This window comes from Pseudoalteromonas sp. BSi20311, assembly GCF_000239875.1.
In the GTDB taxonomy this organism is placed as follows: domain Bacteria; phylum Pseudomonadota; class Gammaproteobacteria; order Enterobacterales; family Alteromonadaceae; genus Pseudoalteromonas.
Genome location: NZ_BADU01000113.1, coordinates 22,982 through 39,430, shown reverse-complemented (window position 1 = coordinate 39,430; position 16,449 = coordinate 22,982). Strand labels below are relative to the sequence as shown.

General features: G+C 37.7%; 12 protein-coding genes and 1 pseudogene. 5 read left to right on the top strand and 8 right to left on the bottom strand.

Annotated features, from left to right (window positions below):
• The 5 genes from P20311_RS12585 to P20311_RS12565 form a co-directional block, all read right to left on the bottom strand.
• A partial coding sequence (locus P20311_RS12585; RefSeq protein ID WP_036985160.1) for a MerR family DNA-binding transcriptional regulator occupies positions 1–180 on the bottom strand: 180 nt, incomplete at its 3' end.
• 250 nt (positions 181–430) lie between these two features.
• On the bottom strand, positions 431–895 hold the full coding sequence (locus P20311_RS12580) for a hypothetical protein (RefSeq protein ID WP_008113385.1): 465 nt from the start codon (positions 893–895) through the stop codon (positions 431–433).
• Complete coding sequence (locus P20311_RS12575; RefSeq protein ID WP_008113384.1) at positions 892–2,976, bottom strand: hypothetical protein; 2,085 nt, start codon at positions 2,974–2,976, stop codon at positions 892–894. The genes P20311_RS12580 and P20311_RS12575 overlap by 4 nt, the downstream gene beginning before the upstream one ends.
• On the bottom strand, positions 2,973–5,744 hold the full coding sequence (locus tag P20311_RS12570) for a hypothetical protein (RefSeq protein ID WP_008113383.1): 2,772 nt from the start codon (positions 5,742–5,744) through the stop codon (positions 2,973–2,975). Before P20311_RS12570 ends, P20311_RS12575 begins: the two co-directional genes overlap by 4 nt.
• The gene (locus tag P20311_RS12565; RefSeq protein WP_008113382.1) at positions 5,728–7,218 is read right to left on the bottom strand and encodes a site-specific integrase; all 1,491 of its coding nucleotides are present in this window, start codon (positions 7,216–7,218) and stop codon (positions 5,728–5,730) included. Before P20311_RS12565 ends, P20311_RS12570 begins: the two co-directional genes overlap by 17 nt.
• Before the next feature lie 85 nt (positions 7,219–7,303).
• Here P20311_RS12565 and P20311_RS12560 point away from each other — a divergent pair.
• From P20311_RS12560 to P20311_RS12550, 3 genes and pseudogenes are all read left to right on the top strand, one after another.
• A pseudogene (locus P20311_RS12560) lies at positions 7,304–7,561 on the top strand (PhoH family protein); the annotation flags it as partial.
• A gap of 66 nt (positions 7,562–7,627) precedes the next feature.
• Positions 7,628–11,398, top strand: a complete 3,771-nt coding sequence (locus P20311_RS12555; protein WP_036985162.1) for a PAS domain-containing hybrid sensor histidine kinase/response regulator — start codon at positions 7,628–7,630, stop codon at positions 11,396–11,398.
• The gene (locus tag P20311_RS12550) at positions 11,388–12,323 is read left to right on the top strand and encodes a diguanylate cyclase (protein WP_008113370.1); all 936 of its coding nucleotides are present in this window, start codon (positions 11,388–11,390) and stop codon (positions 12,321–12,323) included. The genes P20311_RS12555 and P20311_RS12550 overlap by 11 nt, the downstream gene beginning before the upstream one ends.
• Here the strand turns inward: P20311_RS12550 and P20311_RS12545 are convergent.
• Both P20311_RS12545 and P20311_RS12540 read right to left on the bottom strand, forming a co-directional pair.
• Positions 12,306–12,686 (bottom strand): DUF3192 domain-containing protein, encoded by a 381-nt coding sequence (locus tag P20311_RS12545; RefSeq protein WP_008113368.1) that lies wholly within the window; start codon positions 12,684–12,686, stop codon positions 12,306–12,308. The genes P20311_RS12550 and P20311_RS12545 overlap by 18 nt on opposite strands.
• A gap of 184 nt (positions 12,687–12,870) precedes the next feature.
• Positions 12,871–13,815 (bottom strand): D-2-hydroxyacid dehydrogenase, encoded by a 945-nt coding sequence (locus P20311_RS12540; protein ID WP_008113366.1) that lies wholly within the window; start codon positions 13,813–13,815, stop codon positions 12,871–12,873.
• Between the two features lie 441 nt (positions 13,816–14,256).
• Between P20311_RS12540 and P20311_RS12535 the strand changes: the two genes are divergently transcribed.
• Positions 14,257–15,390, top strand: coding sequence for a 1-acyl-sn-glycerol-3-phosphate acyltransferase (locus P20311_RS12535; protein WP_008113364.1), 1,134 nt, complete (start codon positions 14,257–14,259; stop codon positions 15,388–15,390).
• 104 nt (positions 15,391–15,494) lie between these two features.
• Complete coding sequence (locus tag P20311_RS12530; RefSeq protein ID WP_036934167.1) at positions 15,495–15,740, top strand: DUF1289 domain-containing protein; 246 nt, start codon at positions 15,495–15,497, stop codon at positions 15,738–15,740.
• On the opposite strand, the gene P20311_RS12525 is transcribed toward P20311_RS12530, so the two are convergent.
• Complete coding sequence (locus P20311_RS12525) at positions 15,737–16,435, bottom strand: transporter substrate-binding domain-containing protein (protein ID WP_008113354.1); 699 nt, start codon at positions 16,433–16,435, stop codon at positions 15,737–15,739. The genes P20311_RS12530 and P20311_RS12525 overlap by 4 nt on opposite strands.
• Between the last annotated feature and the right edge of the window lie 14 nt (positions 16,436–16,449).

The window sequence follows — 16,449 nt, the reverse complement described above, 5'->3', positions numbered from 1 at the left end:
AGTAAACCCTAATGCTTTAGCTTTCAGAATAAATTTGAGTTGACTGGTAAGGGCATCGCCATACATTCTGTAACCAGACTCTGGTTTTAAAGGTTGCTCTATCAGACCTTGGCGCTCATAGAAACGGATTGTTTCAACATTGATATCTAAATCTTTTGCCAGTTTTCCAATGGTTCTCATAAACATACTCTTTAGAAGCAGAAATATCATTATACAATTAATGCGGATTGCCTAAACTCAATTTTATTGCATGAACGGGGTCGCTAAGCGTCCTCTTTGTAGAATTAAGTTCACATATCCAGATCACTCTGACCGTCTCTTGTTCGCTCTTGCTGCCTGTCAGGTGAAGTCTAAGCCTAATCAACAAAACTGTAAGTTGAGATATGAGCTACTACATCTAATCTACTACATCTAATCTACTACATCTAATCTATTGTTTCGTTGAAACTAATTCAATAATTTCACCAGTAGACGTATCCACTCTTATTTCTGTATGTTGCCCTGAATGCTGAAGTTGATTTTGTAAATCGGCATTAATCAGTTTGAGCTTATCTATTTCTGCGTACATTTCACTCAACAACACTAATAACTTTGTATCTTTATTATCGATTTCCTTAGTGCCGATATTATTTTTTTGCTTTTCTTTAGCAAGCTTGCTTTTTAGTTCGGCTACCTTTGTTCTGAGTTGTTTTATTAAATTATCTTTATTTTTTTCTTCCCAAGTTAATTGAGCTTTTTCAATACTTTCTCGTAACTTTACCCATTTTTCTTCTTCTTTAGATAGATTCGCAATATTTCTTTTAGCTCTCGTTGCTACTGCATTTTTGGTTATCTTGCTGCCATCAGATTTCATCTCTTCAAAAGCACGTTTTATATCATCATATGCGCTACTCATGCTTGTTCTCCTTGGTTTGTATGCGCTTTGCCTTCATCTAATACATAGTCAGCTGCTGCTATATTATTTTTCCAGTGAATAGCAAATAGCTCGTAATCTTCTTGCTCTTCTGTGGTTGATGCTGCATATGCCTCTAGTTTCTGGGTCGCATCTTTTTTTATCACTTGCCAATTGACCTTGTGGCGTTTGGTAATGATTTTACTACCACAATACACACAGCCACTAGGGATTCCTGCTCCTTTTATCTTGCAAGCTTCTCCCGCAGTGCAGTACCCCGTAGGCAAGCCACGTATGTTTTTAATATTTTTGACGAGAAATTTTTTCAGTTCTTCAATTGAACTGAAATGGATCTGCTTAATCACAGTCGAATCTTTACTTTGACTATCAGTAATACCTATTATCAGATCTTTAGATGTTTTATTAATTTGCTCACCAGCACCACCTTTAAGTGATTGTGACTCGGCTTCATCTATTAACTCTTCTGCAACACGGTCAATTAAAATCTCATTAAACTCTTCAGTAGTTTTAATTAAAGTTGTTGAGGCCAAAAATGCTCTTCGAGTATAAACAAACGTCATTAGGCTGGTTAAATGTTTAAATTGATATCTAATATCATCAAGCTCACCTAATTTATTGGCAATGACAAAGTAGGCCAACGTATGTCGAAACATGTGAGCGGTTAATCTAAACGTATCGCCTTCTTCGTATGGGACACCTCTATTCTCTCCTCTAACTTCTTTGTAGTTAGATTCAAGGCGTTCAAGCTCTGCTATATCATCATCGTCTAGAGTTAAGTCAAAAAGCTCAATGTTTTCACTGTTTTTAACCTCAAATTTTGTGAATCGCCCAGCATCGCTAAAACTAACACTACAGCTACTATGTGAAACCCCGAAAAGACGGTTTCTTTCTAACCCTTCTTTCAAGTTGTGTGCTTGACTACTTGTTATATTGGCTCTGCATGAAGAAAGTACAGCTTTTGCCCTTTCTTGCATACCGAACACATATTTTTCGTAAATACCAACACACTCATGTACTTCAGCGTTTGAAAACCATTCCATCTCAACCTTACTGTTGTCGGTTTTGGTCATGATTGCCGTAATGTAATAAATATCATCTTTGTAATTGGCACAGCCAACCTTGCATGTAAGTACTTCGTTATATCTCATGCCTGTATAGGCCAAGATATTAATGTATGTGGCTAATTTTAAATCTTCTAATTCTTCGGATAATTGAATGAATTCCACTTCATCGGGTAAGTTTCTTACATGTTTTGCTATTAGCTCACCTGTACTAATTTTGGGCGGTGGTTCAACGGAGCCTTCATTTAAACTATCTATTAAGCGTGCATTTAATTCTAGCCATCGTTCTATCTTATCCTTAGAGTTTTCAACTATTTTTTCTGCAAACTTCAGAATTTTTTTCATTACTTTAGTAGGAATGACAGGGTGCGAATAAGTGACTGGTCTCGGATGGTGTAACTCGTTTAGTTGGTTAAGTACATCAATAAAAACACTACACACCTTAGGGCCAAAAAGACGAAAGCTGCGCTGCACGTCAAATAGTTTAGTAAATGAGTGTGATTGTCTGTAAATAGCTATTTTCCTGACTTCATATAAATAGTCTTTTATGAGATTCCTAATAACTAAGTCAGATTTGAACTCCAACTCATGAAATGAGTGATAACCTCTTTGTCTTAAGAAGGCTGCAAATAAATTTAGATACGTTACATCATTTTGAAGTGTAGAGATTTTTAGAGGTTTACCGCCTACAACATCACCATGTGTGAGTTTAATTAGTGAATAAATTCGAATTTGATATGCTAATTCATCAACACCTTTAAAATTCACATTTCTTTGCGTTTCTTCATAGCTTATCCAAGTGTCATCGCCAAAGTGAATAGTGCCATGTTTAGCAATATTCAATGCTCTGTTTTCCCACAAAGCAATCGAATTAAAAGCGCTAGTATCATCAACTTTAAAATCTTCTAACACCTGAACCAAAGGTTTTATAGTGATTTGACCTGTATGTGTTTTTACAACAGCGATATCAAGTAGTTTTGTTTTAGTTATCTCTTTGGTCATAGCAAACCTGTGTTTTTCCAATGAGGATGAATACCCTCTGTTCTCAATAGTTCTTTTCCATCAGTCACAGCTTGAGCATTAAGCTTGGCAATATCAGCTAATATTTCGTTAACCCTATTTTTCAACTGCTCTATGTTTTCCAGTTGCTCTGTTATAGAGTCAAATGTTGCGGCTGAGTTTTCCATATCAGCAACAACAAAATCCCGGTATGACAAAAGTTTCCAAACATGCAATGCGTCAGCAACACAGCGATAGAACGGACACCACAAGCATGCGTTAAAGTCGGCACATGCATGCTCGTTTGTATCTCGCTGGTCTAATAATTTCCTGTTTTGTGATTCGAATGCCACTACTGCGGATTTATCTTTTGAGTTAATGCATGTGCCATTCGGGACTTTTTTACCGTCTTCTGGTGGAGTCTGCAAAATGATTACTTTGTCGGTAACATCGCGAACAAAATAGTCTGCCATTGTTTTTGTCGCTCTGTTGATTGTCATTGCAACATCTTTGTTATCTTGCATTAAATAATGACGCAAGAACGTTTCATAAGAGTGCTTGCCAGCTTTTTGATACCACTTAAATTCTTTGGCAACTTTTCGGTAAATGTAGTTAAGCCCTGATTTTCTGATCTTTTGCGAATTAAATACGATATCACACCCAAGCTCAGTCAATATCCTATCTATAGTGGTCTTGAAACGTGATGCTGTTAATAATTGAATCTTTACTTCTCCAATACTATTTACTTTGGGAAAAACAAAAATTCTTTTTGATAGGTTCTCAATAGAAGGGCGGTAAATAGACGTAAGTTTAGTCGCAGCCTTAATATCAAATATTACTGGTTCGACAACGTCGCCGTATAAGACGCCTTCTTTTTCTAGATCTTCGGCTTTAATTTCAAATTTATGCCATTGTGTTTGATAATTAGCTCGGCGTTTAAATAAACGAAGAGCAGGAGTTTTACTTGAATGTAATGGCGTGTTAAAGAAAAATAAGTCGTCAGTATCAAGCTCTAGCGTAGGAGTTGAATTCCAACCAGTTTTCAATATGACTTTTGCTGCATAAAGTGTAACTTTGTCTTTAATTGTGAGTAAGGTCTCAGAAAGCCCTTTTTCTATGTAATATGCTAATTCTACTACTTCTCTATATGAGTAGAGCTTATCTTGATTCTGAGAGAGTTGCTCTTGATGTTGTGCAGTTAATTCGGTGTTGACCGGAAAGCTTTTAATAGTATCTAGACCATAAAACGATAGTAATTTGTCGATAGCGCTCTGATATTGATTACCAACAAAAACCGACAAATCGCCTTGTTTTGATTTTAGTTGAATTGCCTCTCTTATAGCCTTTAGTATCTCACAGTTATTTTCAACAAAAGCATGAACCCCATGATTGGCAATAAGCTTCATTTGTTCATCTGTTAATGATGATGCATTTTCTTTCAATGCGCTAGCCATACTACCTATGTAACCTTTGAGAGTGACGATGCCTATGCTCTCGCCATCAATTCGCTTTGTAAAAACTTTATGGTATTCGACTAGGTTTTGATAAAATTTATAGGCATTGTCATATACCCACTCATGCTTCTGCCATTCGGTAGTGTCACTTTCTTTAAGGTAATAGCCCAATGAGTAGGGTAATAAACTTTCCTTTGCGATTTTTTCACCCGTAACAAAGTGGTAAAGGTCCAATGCAGCGTTTAGTAGCAGTAAAAACTGCTGGTTATTTTGAGTTTCTTCTTGGTAATGCTTATAAAGGTATTTAAATCCCTGAAGGCCATTTTCTGCAAACCCTTGAATTCCACGCTCACTAAGCAGCTTAATTATTGGTGATGCTACGCTACCAGCACTATTCAACCACCTTGGAAATGATAAAGTTGAGGATCTAACTCTTGTTGTATTAGCTTCCGAAGCGCTTGCTATCTGATTTTTCAAAAAAGCATCAACTTCATTGCCAAATTTGGATGATATGCTTTGTGCATACCCTATCACTTCGGCTTCAGTTTTAAATTGATTGACTCTAGCTTTACCCCACACATCGGGTAGTATAAATTTTAAAAAAGTACGGAAGTTGTGATTGCATATAAATGATGAAACGAATTCCCTATCCTTTAATGTTGCCAATAATGGCAGTTTGACGCGTTCAGTATTCTTAAAAGTATCATGTAGACAAATATTTATAATAGCAGTCGCAGTTTTGAGGATGTTGTCTCTAATAGAAGAATCTTTGAGGCTTAATTCTGGAAGGACGAGATAGTCCAGATATTTTTTTAGTAATTTACGAGTCTCTTTTACTTGATGGAATTCAAGTTCGAATAATTTAGTTATGTCGATTGAAGTAGCCCCATTTACTAGCCTAAAAGGAGCGTTGATAGCGTTATCATAAAAATGAAACTTAGCTATGTTTTCTAAAGCTTCTTCTATACGAGTAGCATAACTAGGTAGCTTGACATCATTTATTTCATTAATGCAAAAGTATTCCAGTTCTTGCCAAATTTCAAAGTCTGATAGAGCATTTAATCCCGAAGTTTGAATTGATGTCGCAGTATCTGCACTAACCTTATTAAGGGCTAGAGGAAGAATGTGCTGTAAACTGACACAAGCATTCCGCAAGCGACTCATTGAAATAGCAGTGTCGTCACCTGTGCTAATATTGCTTTCTTTGTCATATGCCCTGTTAAATAAAACGTCTAACTGTTCGGCTAGAACAATTGAATGAGGTTTAAATCTAGCAGGAATACGATTGGACTTCCGCGTTTTAACTTGCTGTAGCATCTTCAGCCTCACGCATAAGCAATTCGTTAACATCACCGTAGATATCTTTTACCCACTCTGACATCGCTCCGTATGCATCCACTGATACACTTTTGGCAAAGTCGATGTAACGTTTGGTTGTTTTAAAGCTTTCGTGACTCATCAAAGTCATTAGTGTTTGTCGGATGGAACTTTCTGATTCACCTTTGTCAATTAGGTATTTAGCGACATAAGTAGCAAAGGTAGCGCGTAAGTCATGGAATGTGCGTAATAGTATTTCTAATCCCTGCTTCCTTTGTTCTTTTCTAACTATGGAAATAGTATTCCCCGGTGTATCTTCGCTTATCCGCGATCCTGAACTATTCATAAACAAAGGAAGCGGATGTTCGCTATTGTCCATACCATGATTAGTCTCATGTTTGGTACGTCGCTTCATATTTTGAATTGTCAAAGTGTGATTGTACAAAAGCTTCATTAGAACTCGCGCTATTGTTAATCTCACTGGCTTATGTCCTTTTCGTACAATGTTCAATTTTGGAATACGTTTCTCGTTTTCTTTTTCATCAGGGTTAAAGAGGTCTTTCTGGTCGATGGCCGAAATTTCAAAAGATCGAAGTCCACCTAACAAGGCACACTGCAAATAAAGTTTATAAGTCTCTTTTTGAGCTGTATTCGTCTCCAGTAACTGTTTAAGTTCTTTTGGAGAATATGGTTGTAGACCTTTGTCTGGTGAGTCTTCTTTTTGTTTCAATGTATTTGGAATGCTCAAATTACTGACCCATTTCCATAAGCCCCCAGAACGATTGTTGCTGGTAGGTAATTGAAACAACGAACTGACACCTGATTTAGCTTTCGATTTAATACGTACCTGTTTGTATTCAAGTGAGAAGGGGAGGCTATCTATAGCTCCGCGCTTATGGCTCCATATATAGAATGCTTTAACAGCTCTAATTCGTTCTTGAGCGCTGTTAAAGCTTATGCGTTTAGACTTATCTTTGGTTTCGACTCTTTCACATAAATGTTTGTGATATCTCCACACAGGTAACCTAGAAATATCATCATCTACAGATTGTTTTGAAAGTGGTGCAGCTATTACTTCAAAATAGGATGCATCATCTTTATCCAACCAATCTAAGAAAGCTTTTAAGTGCTTAGCTATACTGCGAACAGACTTAACATCTAATGGCTTTCCCGGTTGGCTGGCATGATAAGCGTCACTAAAAGCCTCATTGTCTATTTGATTCTTTTTGAGACTGAAATGACCTTCAAAGCGGTGCATTAAAAATAAGTTCATTTCTTGGCATTCGGTGAAGCGAGTCGGGTGATATAGCACTGGAAAATTAGGTTCTATTTTATCGTGCCTATATGAGTGAGTTCTGATGCCTTTTTCAGTCTTAATAGGTTGCCCTGATTTATCGAGGTGAAAAGACATTCCTTTTCCAAAGTTGACTGATGTTTTAATTATTTTAGTTTTTGTTGTATTTCGAAGTATCATTTTCGTTCACCTTTGATTCTTAGCTAGAGTATGTGTGTAAAAACTTTTTTGTTCAAGTTTATTGAGGGTATGATAGTATTATATCAATTCGGGGGTGATTTTAGATGAAAGCCAAAACTTAACAGCGTCTCAGCTCAAAACCATTATTACCCGCTGCGGTGAAGGAACTAAACTCATTTGTACCGGAAATTTAGCTCAAATAGACAGTAATTACTTAACCGCAGTTACCTCAGGGCTTACTTATATTGTAGAGCGATTTAAGCATTTTGAAGGCGGTGCTACTGTTAATCTTAATGGTGTGGTAAGAAGCCGACTAGCGTCGTTTGCCGAGGAGAATTTATAACTTGCGCTTAACACCTTGGCTCGATAGTCTACTGTTTGATTTTTGAGCCAATAATTGGGCGAGTCGTTGAATTTTTTACCGTTAAAACATTATCACCGCTCTGTTTTTGTGGCGTTAGCACTGCCTTTATTAGTGGCTTCTTTTTTGTGTTTGCATTTTTATAATATAAAAATGGAACGCGCAATAACAAAAAAGACCACTGATTTTAATGCATTATCGGCGCAGCTTGATCATGATATGCAAGCAATGAGTGATTTGCTTGATGAAATGTTTGTTATGTATAACAAGCAAACTTTTCTTGTAGAAAATCATAGTCTCACAGCAAACATTAACCAATATGAGCATTACTACTATCGCCAATTTGACCATTTAAACGGTGAAATTGTAGGTAAAGGTCAGTTTAGTTCTTCTGAGTCGGCACTGTTACAGTGGCAGCAGGTAATATCGCTTGCACCCTCTTTTAATACCACCTTAGCGCTGCTTTCATCTGTGCATTCTGTTGCGTATGTTGATGAACGTGGGTTTGCATACTTAACTCGGCGCGACAATACACAAAATAATATATTTACCCCGCTATTGAATGGCGACTTTAAACCCTTACCGTCAGCAGCCAAATTGGCTTCGAGTGCAGTCATTAATCTAGGTAATAAAGCATATTTTGCGATTGGGCGTCAGCGTGAGCGAAATTCTTCTGATTATATTATTTTAATTTATGACTTGCAGGCCATCTCTGGCTGGTTAAACAAAATCACCTCTAAGCAAGGTGAGTATGTTTTTATTAATCAAGCAAATCAAATTATTGCCAGTTCACAGCAGTCAATTAACCAAGCAATAAATTTTTCGACATACTGGCCTCAAATTAATACGCGCTCACCAAAGCGTACGACCCTGTCTGAACCGCTTTTTTTAATTCAACCCTCAGATCAGACCCCGATTCATTTAGGGTTTCTTGCTGATGAGCAAACACTGACCAGCAGCCTTGTGCAAGAAGTCGTGTTGGAGTTTATTTCATTAGCGTTATTTTTATGTTTGATGTTTTATGTCTTTTTTTGGTTAAGCAAGCGTATATTTATCAGACCTATGACAGAGCTAATGCGTTACTTAGAGCATCATAACGATGACAACTCGGGATATTTAAATTACAAAATACCATTAAATTGGCAGCCTTGGTTTGCTAGGGTGAAAGCTATTTTTGCGAAAAATGATCGTTTAGTTATTTCATTGCAAAATGCTAATAAAAAGTTAGATGAGCAGGTGCAGCTCAAATCTGAAAAATTAAAACATAGCGACCAAACAAAAGAGCGGCATTTAGCTCTGCTAAATACAGTACTTAACAGCGTGCCTGACTTTATATATTTTAAAAATACAGACGGCACCTTTTTAGGTTGTAATAAAGCATTTGAGCAGTTTATAGGTAAGAGCCAAAGCGAACTTATTGGTCAACAGGTCCACAGTGTTAGTCACAACTACGAGCAAATTAAGCTGCTGGAACAGCAAGCATTACAGCATAAAATGCAAATTCAGCAGCGTATAGACGTTGCTAAGCAAACTTATCAGTTAACGATTGCTCCGTTTTATGATGAACAGCGCCAATTGCTAGGCACAATGGGAATTGGTCGCGATATTACTGCGCAGCAACATACTCTATATGCATTAAAAGAGTCGGAATCTAAATTTAGAAGTGCCATTGAATTTGCTGCTAATGGGGTGTTTTTACTTTCACTTGAATACGCTATTTTACAGGTTAATAAAGCTGCGCGAAAACTGTTTACCAAACATCATCAATTAACAGATACCCCGTTTGATACACTATTTAGTGACACGCAGTGGCAAGAACTCGAAGCCTTACTGCAGCAACTACTGCACAACAAAAAACAGGTGTTTCATTTAACTTTTGCGCACACTCAATTAAATGCTTGGTTGCAGTTGAGTATGTCATTAATTTGGAATGAGAATGCTCAGCCGCTATATTATGTTATTCATATTCAAGATGTTACTGAGCTGACTAAAGCCAAAGATGATGCAGAGCGAGCCACTTTGGCTAAAAGTCGCTTTATTGCTAATTTAAGCCACGAAATACGTACTCCCCTCAATGCCATACTTGGGTTACTAGATATGTTAGCAGAGCATGGATTAACGCAGCGACAATTGCAACAGACCAGCCAAGCGACGTATGCAGCCAATAATTTATTACAAATGCTAAATAGTATGCTTGATTTTGCGCGTGTTGAAAGTAATGAAGCAACGCTGCAATTAGCGCCATTATGCCTAGTTGATTTGATTGATACCTGCGAAAGCTTAATTTTGCCTTTATGCCAAGCTAAACAGATACAGCTACAAATTGATATCGATCCACATATTTCCCCCTTTTTAGTTGGCGACACCATTCGTTTGCAACAAGTGTTGGGTAACTTATTAACCAATGCCGTTAAATTTACTCCTGCAGGCAACGTGACATTAAAAATGCAGTTACAGCCAAGTAGCCGTGATGAGTTACAGCGTATCTGTTTTGGAGTTATAGATACTGGTGAGGGAATTGCTCAAGCTGATCAGCGCCGTTTATTTGATGCCTTCACCCAAGGCGATGAATCATCCACTCGTCAACATCAAGGGGTGGGTTTAGGGCTGGCGATTGTAAAACACAGTGTGGCATTAATGGGCGGGGAGATTTCACTGAATAGTGATAAAGGACAAGGTTGCCACTTTTACTTCACGCTCGATTTAGCGACCGATACTAGCAAGCTTGGCTGTGATGAAAATAAGTTATTAGTTATTACTAGCGCTAAAAGTACGTTACTTAATCAAGTAATTAAAGCGCATCCTGTTATTAATAACCAAACGCTTAATAGGGCAATCGCTGAGCCAGAATGTTTGCTGCAAGCGCACACAATAATCATTGATGGGTGTGAGCTGTCGGCCTTTTTAACACCAAAAATAAAAACAACACTGCGCACAGCTACTATTTCAGTTGTTGTAATTGTGAATAATCAAGACGAACAGCCACCAATAAATGACTCTTTTATTACCCAGTTCTTACCCTCAAGTGCACTTGCACAGCGATTACTTAATTTAAGCTCGCAAAAAATAACGAAGGTAATTGAAAATAAAGCGCAAAAACCGCGTGATAAAGTCGCAGGAATATTAGTATTAGCGATAGACGATAATCCATTGAACCTCGATATTATTAGCAGTATTTTGAGTCAAGCCGGAGTAAATATTGTTACGACCAATGACCCGCAAAAAGGGATTGAATTGGTGAGTGTATTACGCCCCGACTTAGTCTTAATGGATATTCAAATGCCCAATATTGATGGCTATCAAGCGACTGAGATAATACGCCAACAGTTTGACGCTCAGCAATTACCTATTTTTGCATTAACTGCGCATAGTGAACCAGCCGACATTGAGCGTTCACTCAATAGTGGGATGAATAAACATTTAATTAAGCCTGTAGTTGCGCCAGTTTTATTTACAGCAATGGCTAGTCTTGGTATCACAGCGCCTCGTTTTTTTGATAAAGCCTTTGCTTTGTCTCAGTTTGACGATGATCACTCTGTACTGCACAGTATGTTGGACAAGTTAGCGAGATTAAGTGAGTCATATTCAACTGGGCTTCAAAACAACAACCCTAGTATTGAAATGGTACGCTTAGTGCATAGTTTAAAAGGGATAGCAGGAAATTTAGGTTTTAACCGATTATTATTGTGTGCTCAACACACTGAGCAGGTATTAAAAGCGGGCGGCGAGCACGCCGCAGCTGCAATTAAAGAATTAATAATACAGTTAGAGCAAGTGCAAATTTATATAAAAAGTTTAGATGTAAGCAATGATAAATAAAGCAAAAATATTAATCGTAGATGACGATGCGCTTAACCGAATCATTTTAGAAAAAACCTTAAGTGATGAGCATGAGATTTACTTAGTGACAAGTGGTGAAGAGGCGTTGGCATTTGTTAAGCACACACAAGTAGATTTAATTATTTTAGACATCATGATGCCTGGCATGAATGGTTACGACGTGCTGGTGGAACTTAAAGAAAGCAGTTTAAGCCATGCCATCCCCATTATTTTTATCTCAGCGAATAGCTCCCATGAAGACGAAGCAAAAGGCTTAGAGTTAGGCGCAATGGATTACATTGTTAAGCCATTTTGTGCCTCAATTGTTAAAGTGCGTGTGCGCAACCAATTACTCATTAAGCAAAAAAACGACTTATTAGAAATGCTTGCGTCTATTGACGGTTTAACAGAAATACCGAATAGACGTTATTTAGATGAAAATTTAGAGCGGGAGTGGCGAAGAAGTAAGCGTAATAACTCTTCCATGTGTGTATTGCTTATCGATATTGACCACTTTAAGCGCTATAACGACTGTTACGGTCATCGTGCTGGCGATGAGTGTTTAAAAACAGTGGCGCAAACGTTAGCTGCGCAATGTGAGCGAGGCAGTGATTTTGTTGCCCGCTATGGTGGCGAAGAGTTTGTAGCCGTATTACCAGAAACCAATCAGCAAGGCGCGATTGCATTTGCTAATAAGTTACGTGAAGCCATTAATGATTTGAATATAGAACACAACGCATCGTTAAATGCTTCACACATTACTATTAGCATTGGTATTGCCTCAAGTGAGAGCAGTCAAGCATACACAGAGAAGGCATTGCTAGAAGAGGCTGACTCAGGTTTATATAATGCTAAAAAGTCAGGGCGCAATGCGATTGAATTGGCGCCCATAGGAACATATGAGCGTTTAGTTTGTCAGCATTGATAGTGCTGAGCTGCCAATACCCACTAATTTGTCATTTTTAAATACTAATGGTGTGCATTCATCCTTGGTCATTTTTCCATCTGAATGAATGCTGTGTGTTGCGTAAAACAAGACTTGGTAAACATCATCCTGTTTTTTTAATAATTCAGTGAAGTTAGGTGTTTTTAGTTGGTTTAATACCGACTGATACGAACTATCCATTGCCAAGCCTGAAATGATTTCACGATTGTTTTTATGTGTTGCCTGCCAACTTGAAGAGCTATTACCTGCCCAATGACCCTCTGCTTCGCCATCGGATACAGCAATAACACAGCCAGTTAAAAAAGGAGCGGTAAGTGCAGCGATTAAAAGTGTTTTTTTCATTTTTTATTACCCTAGATGATTAATTAAGATTAATTAAGATTAATACAGCAAAGACTAAGCCAGTTTTTAAATCTTTAAAAATCAATGGGTTGATTTTGTTGTGCGTGGTGGGTTAGTGGCTTTTTTAAAATATAAATCTAAAAAGCCACTTTTTAGTAATTTTGACTAAGTTACTTTTACGGCATTAAACCAAGCGGTTACGAGTCTCTTGTTGACTAAATGCTGCAATATTTAAACTCACTTCTTTTACCAAACGCACGATAGATTCAGTGCTCGCCCACGCGATATGCGGAGTAAGTAGTAAGTTATCACCGGTATAATTAGCCAAAGGGTTAGTCAGCTCAGCGGGCTCTTTGGTAAGCACATCAACGCCCGCACCGGCAATAATATTGGCTTTTAATGCTTCAACTAAGTCAGCTTCATTGATAATCCCACCGCGTGCGGTATTAATAATTAGCGCAGTTGGTTTCATCATCTTTAATTCATTAAGCGTAATTAAGTCGCGCGTTTCATCATTAAGTGGACAGTGAACGCTAATAATATCCGCTGTTTTTATTGCTGTTTCAAACGGGGTGCGTCCGTTGCGACACGCTGTGCCTTTGCGCTCTGCAACAATCACCTCAGCGCCAAACGCTTCAGCTACTTTAGATACTGCCTTACCCAAAGTACCTCCGCCAATAATAGCCAATGTTTTACCTTGAATGTCATTAAAGCTGTAATCAAGTCGACAAAACATGTCACTTTTTTGCCATGCGCCTTGCTGGCAATCCGCTTGATAGCGGTGAGTATTACCTAACAAGTTAGTGATCAACGAAAAGGTATGCTGAACAACAGAAGGGGTTGAATAACCGGCAACATTGGTAACTGCAATGCCTAAGTCTTTTGCGGCATCTAAATCAACATTATTAGTGCCAGTTGCACTGACACAAATGAGTTTCAACGATTTTAATTGTGTCATAGTGTCACGATTAATTACTACTTTGTTAGTGATTAACACCTCGGCATTTTGGCTATGTGCCAACACTTGCTCTGGGCTAGTTAGCTGATGCACGGTAAGATCTCCAAGTGCTGAGATACCATCAAGTGAGGTGTTTGCCAGTGTGGCGTTATCAAGAATTGTTATGTTCACGATGTGTCCTAATAGTGTATGTGTAAAAAGAATGATAATCCCAGTACGCGAAGTGCTTGTGTTAAAAAGAGTATCATCTATTTGAATATTATTGGGTTTATCAGATTGCGTTTACATTAGCAGTTGTAGAGCTATATTTAAATGTGGTCTGCCCACTGAGGGTTAACTTGCATGTTATTATGGCCAACTGCCTTGCTAAGTTAACTTGAACAAAGTGCAATTAGTAAGGTCTATCCATTTGAATTAATAATTAATAGCTATAGTTTATACACATGAGGCAGTTAGTCTGACAATAATGCTCAGTACTAAACTATAACGCTATGAAAACTCAGTAAATCGAACTTTAGTATTGCTAGTTTCGTACTTTTGCTTGAGTTATAATCAAAATCAGACATAACGGGACGTTTTAGCGTGTCGTTTTTAACTTTGTAGATGCAGTAAATGATTGAATTAGAAGATAAGTACGCAGATATAAGACCTTACAATGACGATGAAGTTGCCGCCTCATTAACGCGATTAATTAACGATAATGCGTTTCTTGATGTGATAGCGAAGTACAATTTGCCACGCTTTATATCCGCAGTTGGGTTTTTAGCACGCGCTATAATAAAACATCAGTTGCGTAAAAAGTGGGGCAAAGTTAAAACAGTTGAAGATGTACAAAACGAAGTGGCGCATTATTTAAATAAATTAGTAAGGCGCACCACATCAAACGTTACTTTTTCAGGTTTAGAGGCATTAGACCCTAATCAAGCCTATCTTTTTGTTTCAAATCATAGAGACATTGTACTTGACCCTGCATTAGTTAATTGGGGCCTTTATCAGCATAAAATGAAAACAGTGAGAATTGCGATTGGTGATAACTTATTGCAAATTCCTTACATTACTGAGCTTATGCGTTTGAATAAAAGCTTTATTGTAAAACGCTCAGCTAAAGCTCCAAAAGAGATGTTAAAAGCGTTGACTCAGTTATCGGCTTATATTTATGACTCGCTTACTAGTGGGCATTCTATTTGGATTGCTCAAAAAGAAGGTCGGGCTAAAGACGGTGTAGATCAAACCGATCCTGCACTGTTAAAAATGCTACAACTAAATGGACGTAAACAAAAGAAAGAGTTTGGTGAGTACATTAAAGAGCTAAAAGTGGTGCCGGTTGCAATATCTTACCAATATGAACCCTGTGCAATAGCGAAGGCAAAAGAGCTCTATCATAAACAACACCATGGTAAATACGTGAAATCGGCGGGTGAAGATATTGCTAGTATTGTTGAAGGCTTTAGTTCAGCCAAAGGGCATGTGCACTTATCGTTTGGCCAGCCTATTCAGTCAGATTGCGATAGTGCAGATGAGCTGGCAAAAACCATTGATAAGCAAATAATTGATTCGTTTTATTTACACCCAGGCAACTATATTGCAGGTGGTTGTACTGAAGCGGTTATAAATAAAAATGATGCAGCACAATTTGCAGAGCGTTTAGCAAAAGTGCCAGAAGAATTAAGGCCTTTAGTACTAGCAATGTACGCTAAGCCCTACCATAGAAAAACACAAGTAGATGAACAAAGCTGTGAACATTAATTAACAGTTTAGGCGTAGATAAAAGCAGCAATTAATTTGCTGCTTTTTTTTTAAACAAAAATGGCGCTATACTCAAGCTATACTTTTTTATACTGGAGGGTTTGATGCAACAAATTGAAATATTTGATATTCCTAGCCCTTGTAAAGGTATTTGCTTGGTTAATAATCGGGGTTACTGCAAAGGATGTTATCGCAGTCGTGATGAGCGATTTTCGTGGAATTCGTTGACCAATGCGCAAAAAAAGAAAGTGTTGAGCCTATGCCAGCAACGCTATAAACGTTATTTACAGCAAAAAAATAAAGCTGCGCAAGCCGCTTCGCCAGCACAACAGCAAGGCTTTGATTTTTAAAATTGTAGTTTGTACTTTGATCTGAGTTTAGCGACCGTGCCATTGTTGTGTAATTTCTTAAGTGTAGCCTCAAGCTGTTGAGCAATACTCGCATGACTGTTATGCAAATAATGATAAAGCGGGTAGGTAGCAACCACTTGTTTTTCATAACAGCCTAAAGCGGGAGGAATGGTTTTATTGGCCATCGCAAAATCAATCAGTAATGCAGCTTCTACTTTTTGCTGGATCAGTAAATTTAATTGAGTGGTATTATTTTTTACCTCAATAACTTTGCCTTGAAAATCAATACTGTCTAAATATCGCTGTTGTACAGGGTAGCTGGCTATAATGGCAACGCTATCCATTGTTTTAGTAGAGCTGGGTTCACAGTGCTTATAAAGCTCAAGATTAAATTTGAATAACGGATAGTTAACCCGAATTAAGTTTTTGTATGCACTTTCAATACTAATATCACGAGCAAGCTGCCCATCTAACATGCCATTGTTTGCTGCAAATAATGCATTTTGACGATTAAAATCGATAATATTTAATTTAAAGCCCATATCGGTATACGCTAATTGTAATAGCTCAATAGTATAATTTGCTTGCTGGGTGTTCTGCGGGCGATTAAATGTATAGCTGTAACTATGGCCAAATGACGAATTACTAAAAATTAAACCTATTAATACAAGCAACCCTTTACAGTATTTAAACACGTCAGCAGTTCCTG

Excerpts from the sequence above, each read along its gene's own strand:
- P20311_RS12580 (WP_008113385.1), bottom strand. The coding sequence starts at position 895 with ATGAGTAGCGCATATGATGATATAAAACGTGCTTTTGAAGAGATGAAA.
- P20311_RS12575 (WP_008113384.1), bottom strand. The coding sequence starts at position 2,976 with ATGACCAAAGAGATAACTAAAACAAAACTACTTGATATCGCTGTTGTA.
- P20311_RS12570 (WP_008113383.1), bottom strand. The coding sequence starts at position 5,744 with ATGCTACAGCAAGTTAAAACGCGGAAGTCCAATCGTATTCCTGCTAGA.
- P20311_RS12565 (WP_008113382.1), bottom strand. The coding sequence starts at position 7,218 with ATGATACTTCGAAATACAACAAAAACTAAAATAATTAAAACATCAGTC.
- P20311_RS12550 (WP_008113370.1), top strand. The coding sequence starts at position 11,388 with ATGATAAATAAAGCAAAAATATTAATCGTAGATGACGATGCGCTTAAC.
- P20311_RS12545 (WP_008113368.1), bottom strand. The coding sequence starts at position 12,686 with ATGAAAAAAACACTTTTAATCGCTGCACTTACCGCTCCTTTTTTAACT.
- P20311_RS12535 (WP_008113364.1), top strand. The coding sequence starts at position 14,257 with ATGATTGAATTAGAAGATAAGTACGCAGATATAAGACCTTACAATGAC.
- P20311_RS12530 (WP_036934167.1), top strand. The coding sequence starts at position 15,495 with ATGCAACAAATTGAAATATTTGATATTCCTAGCCCTTGTAAAGGTATT.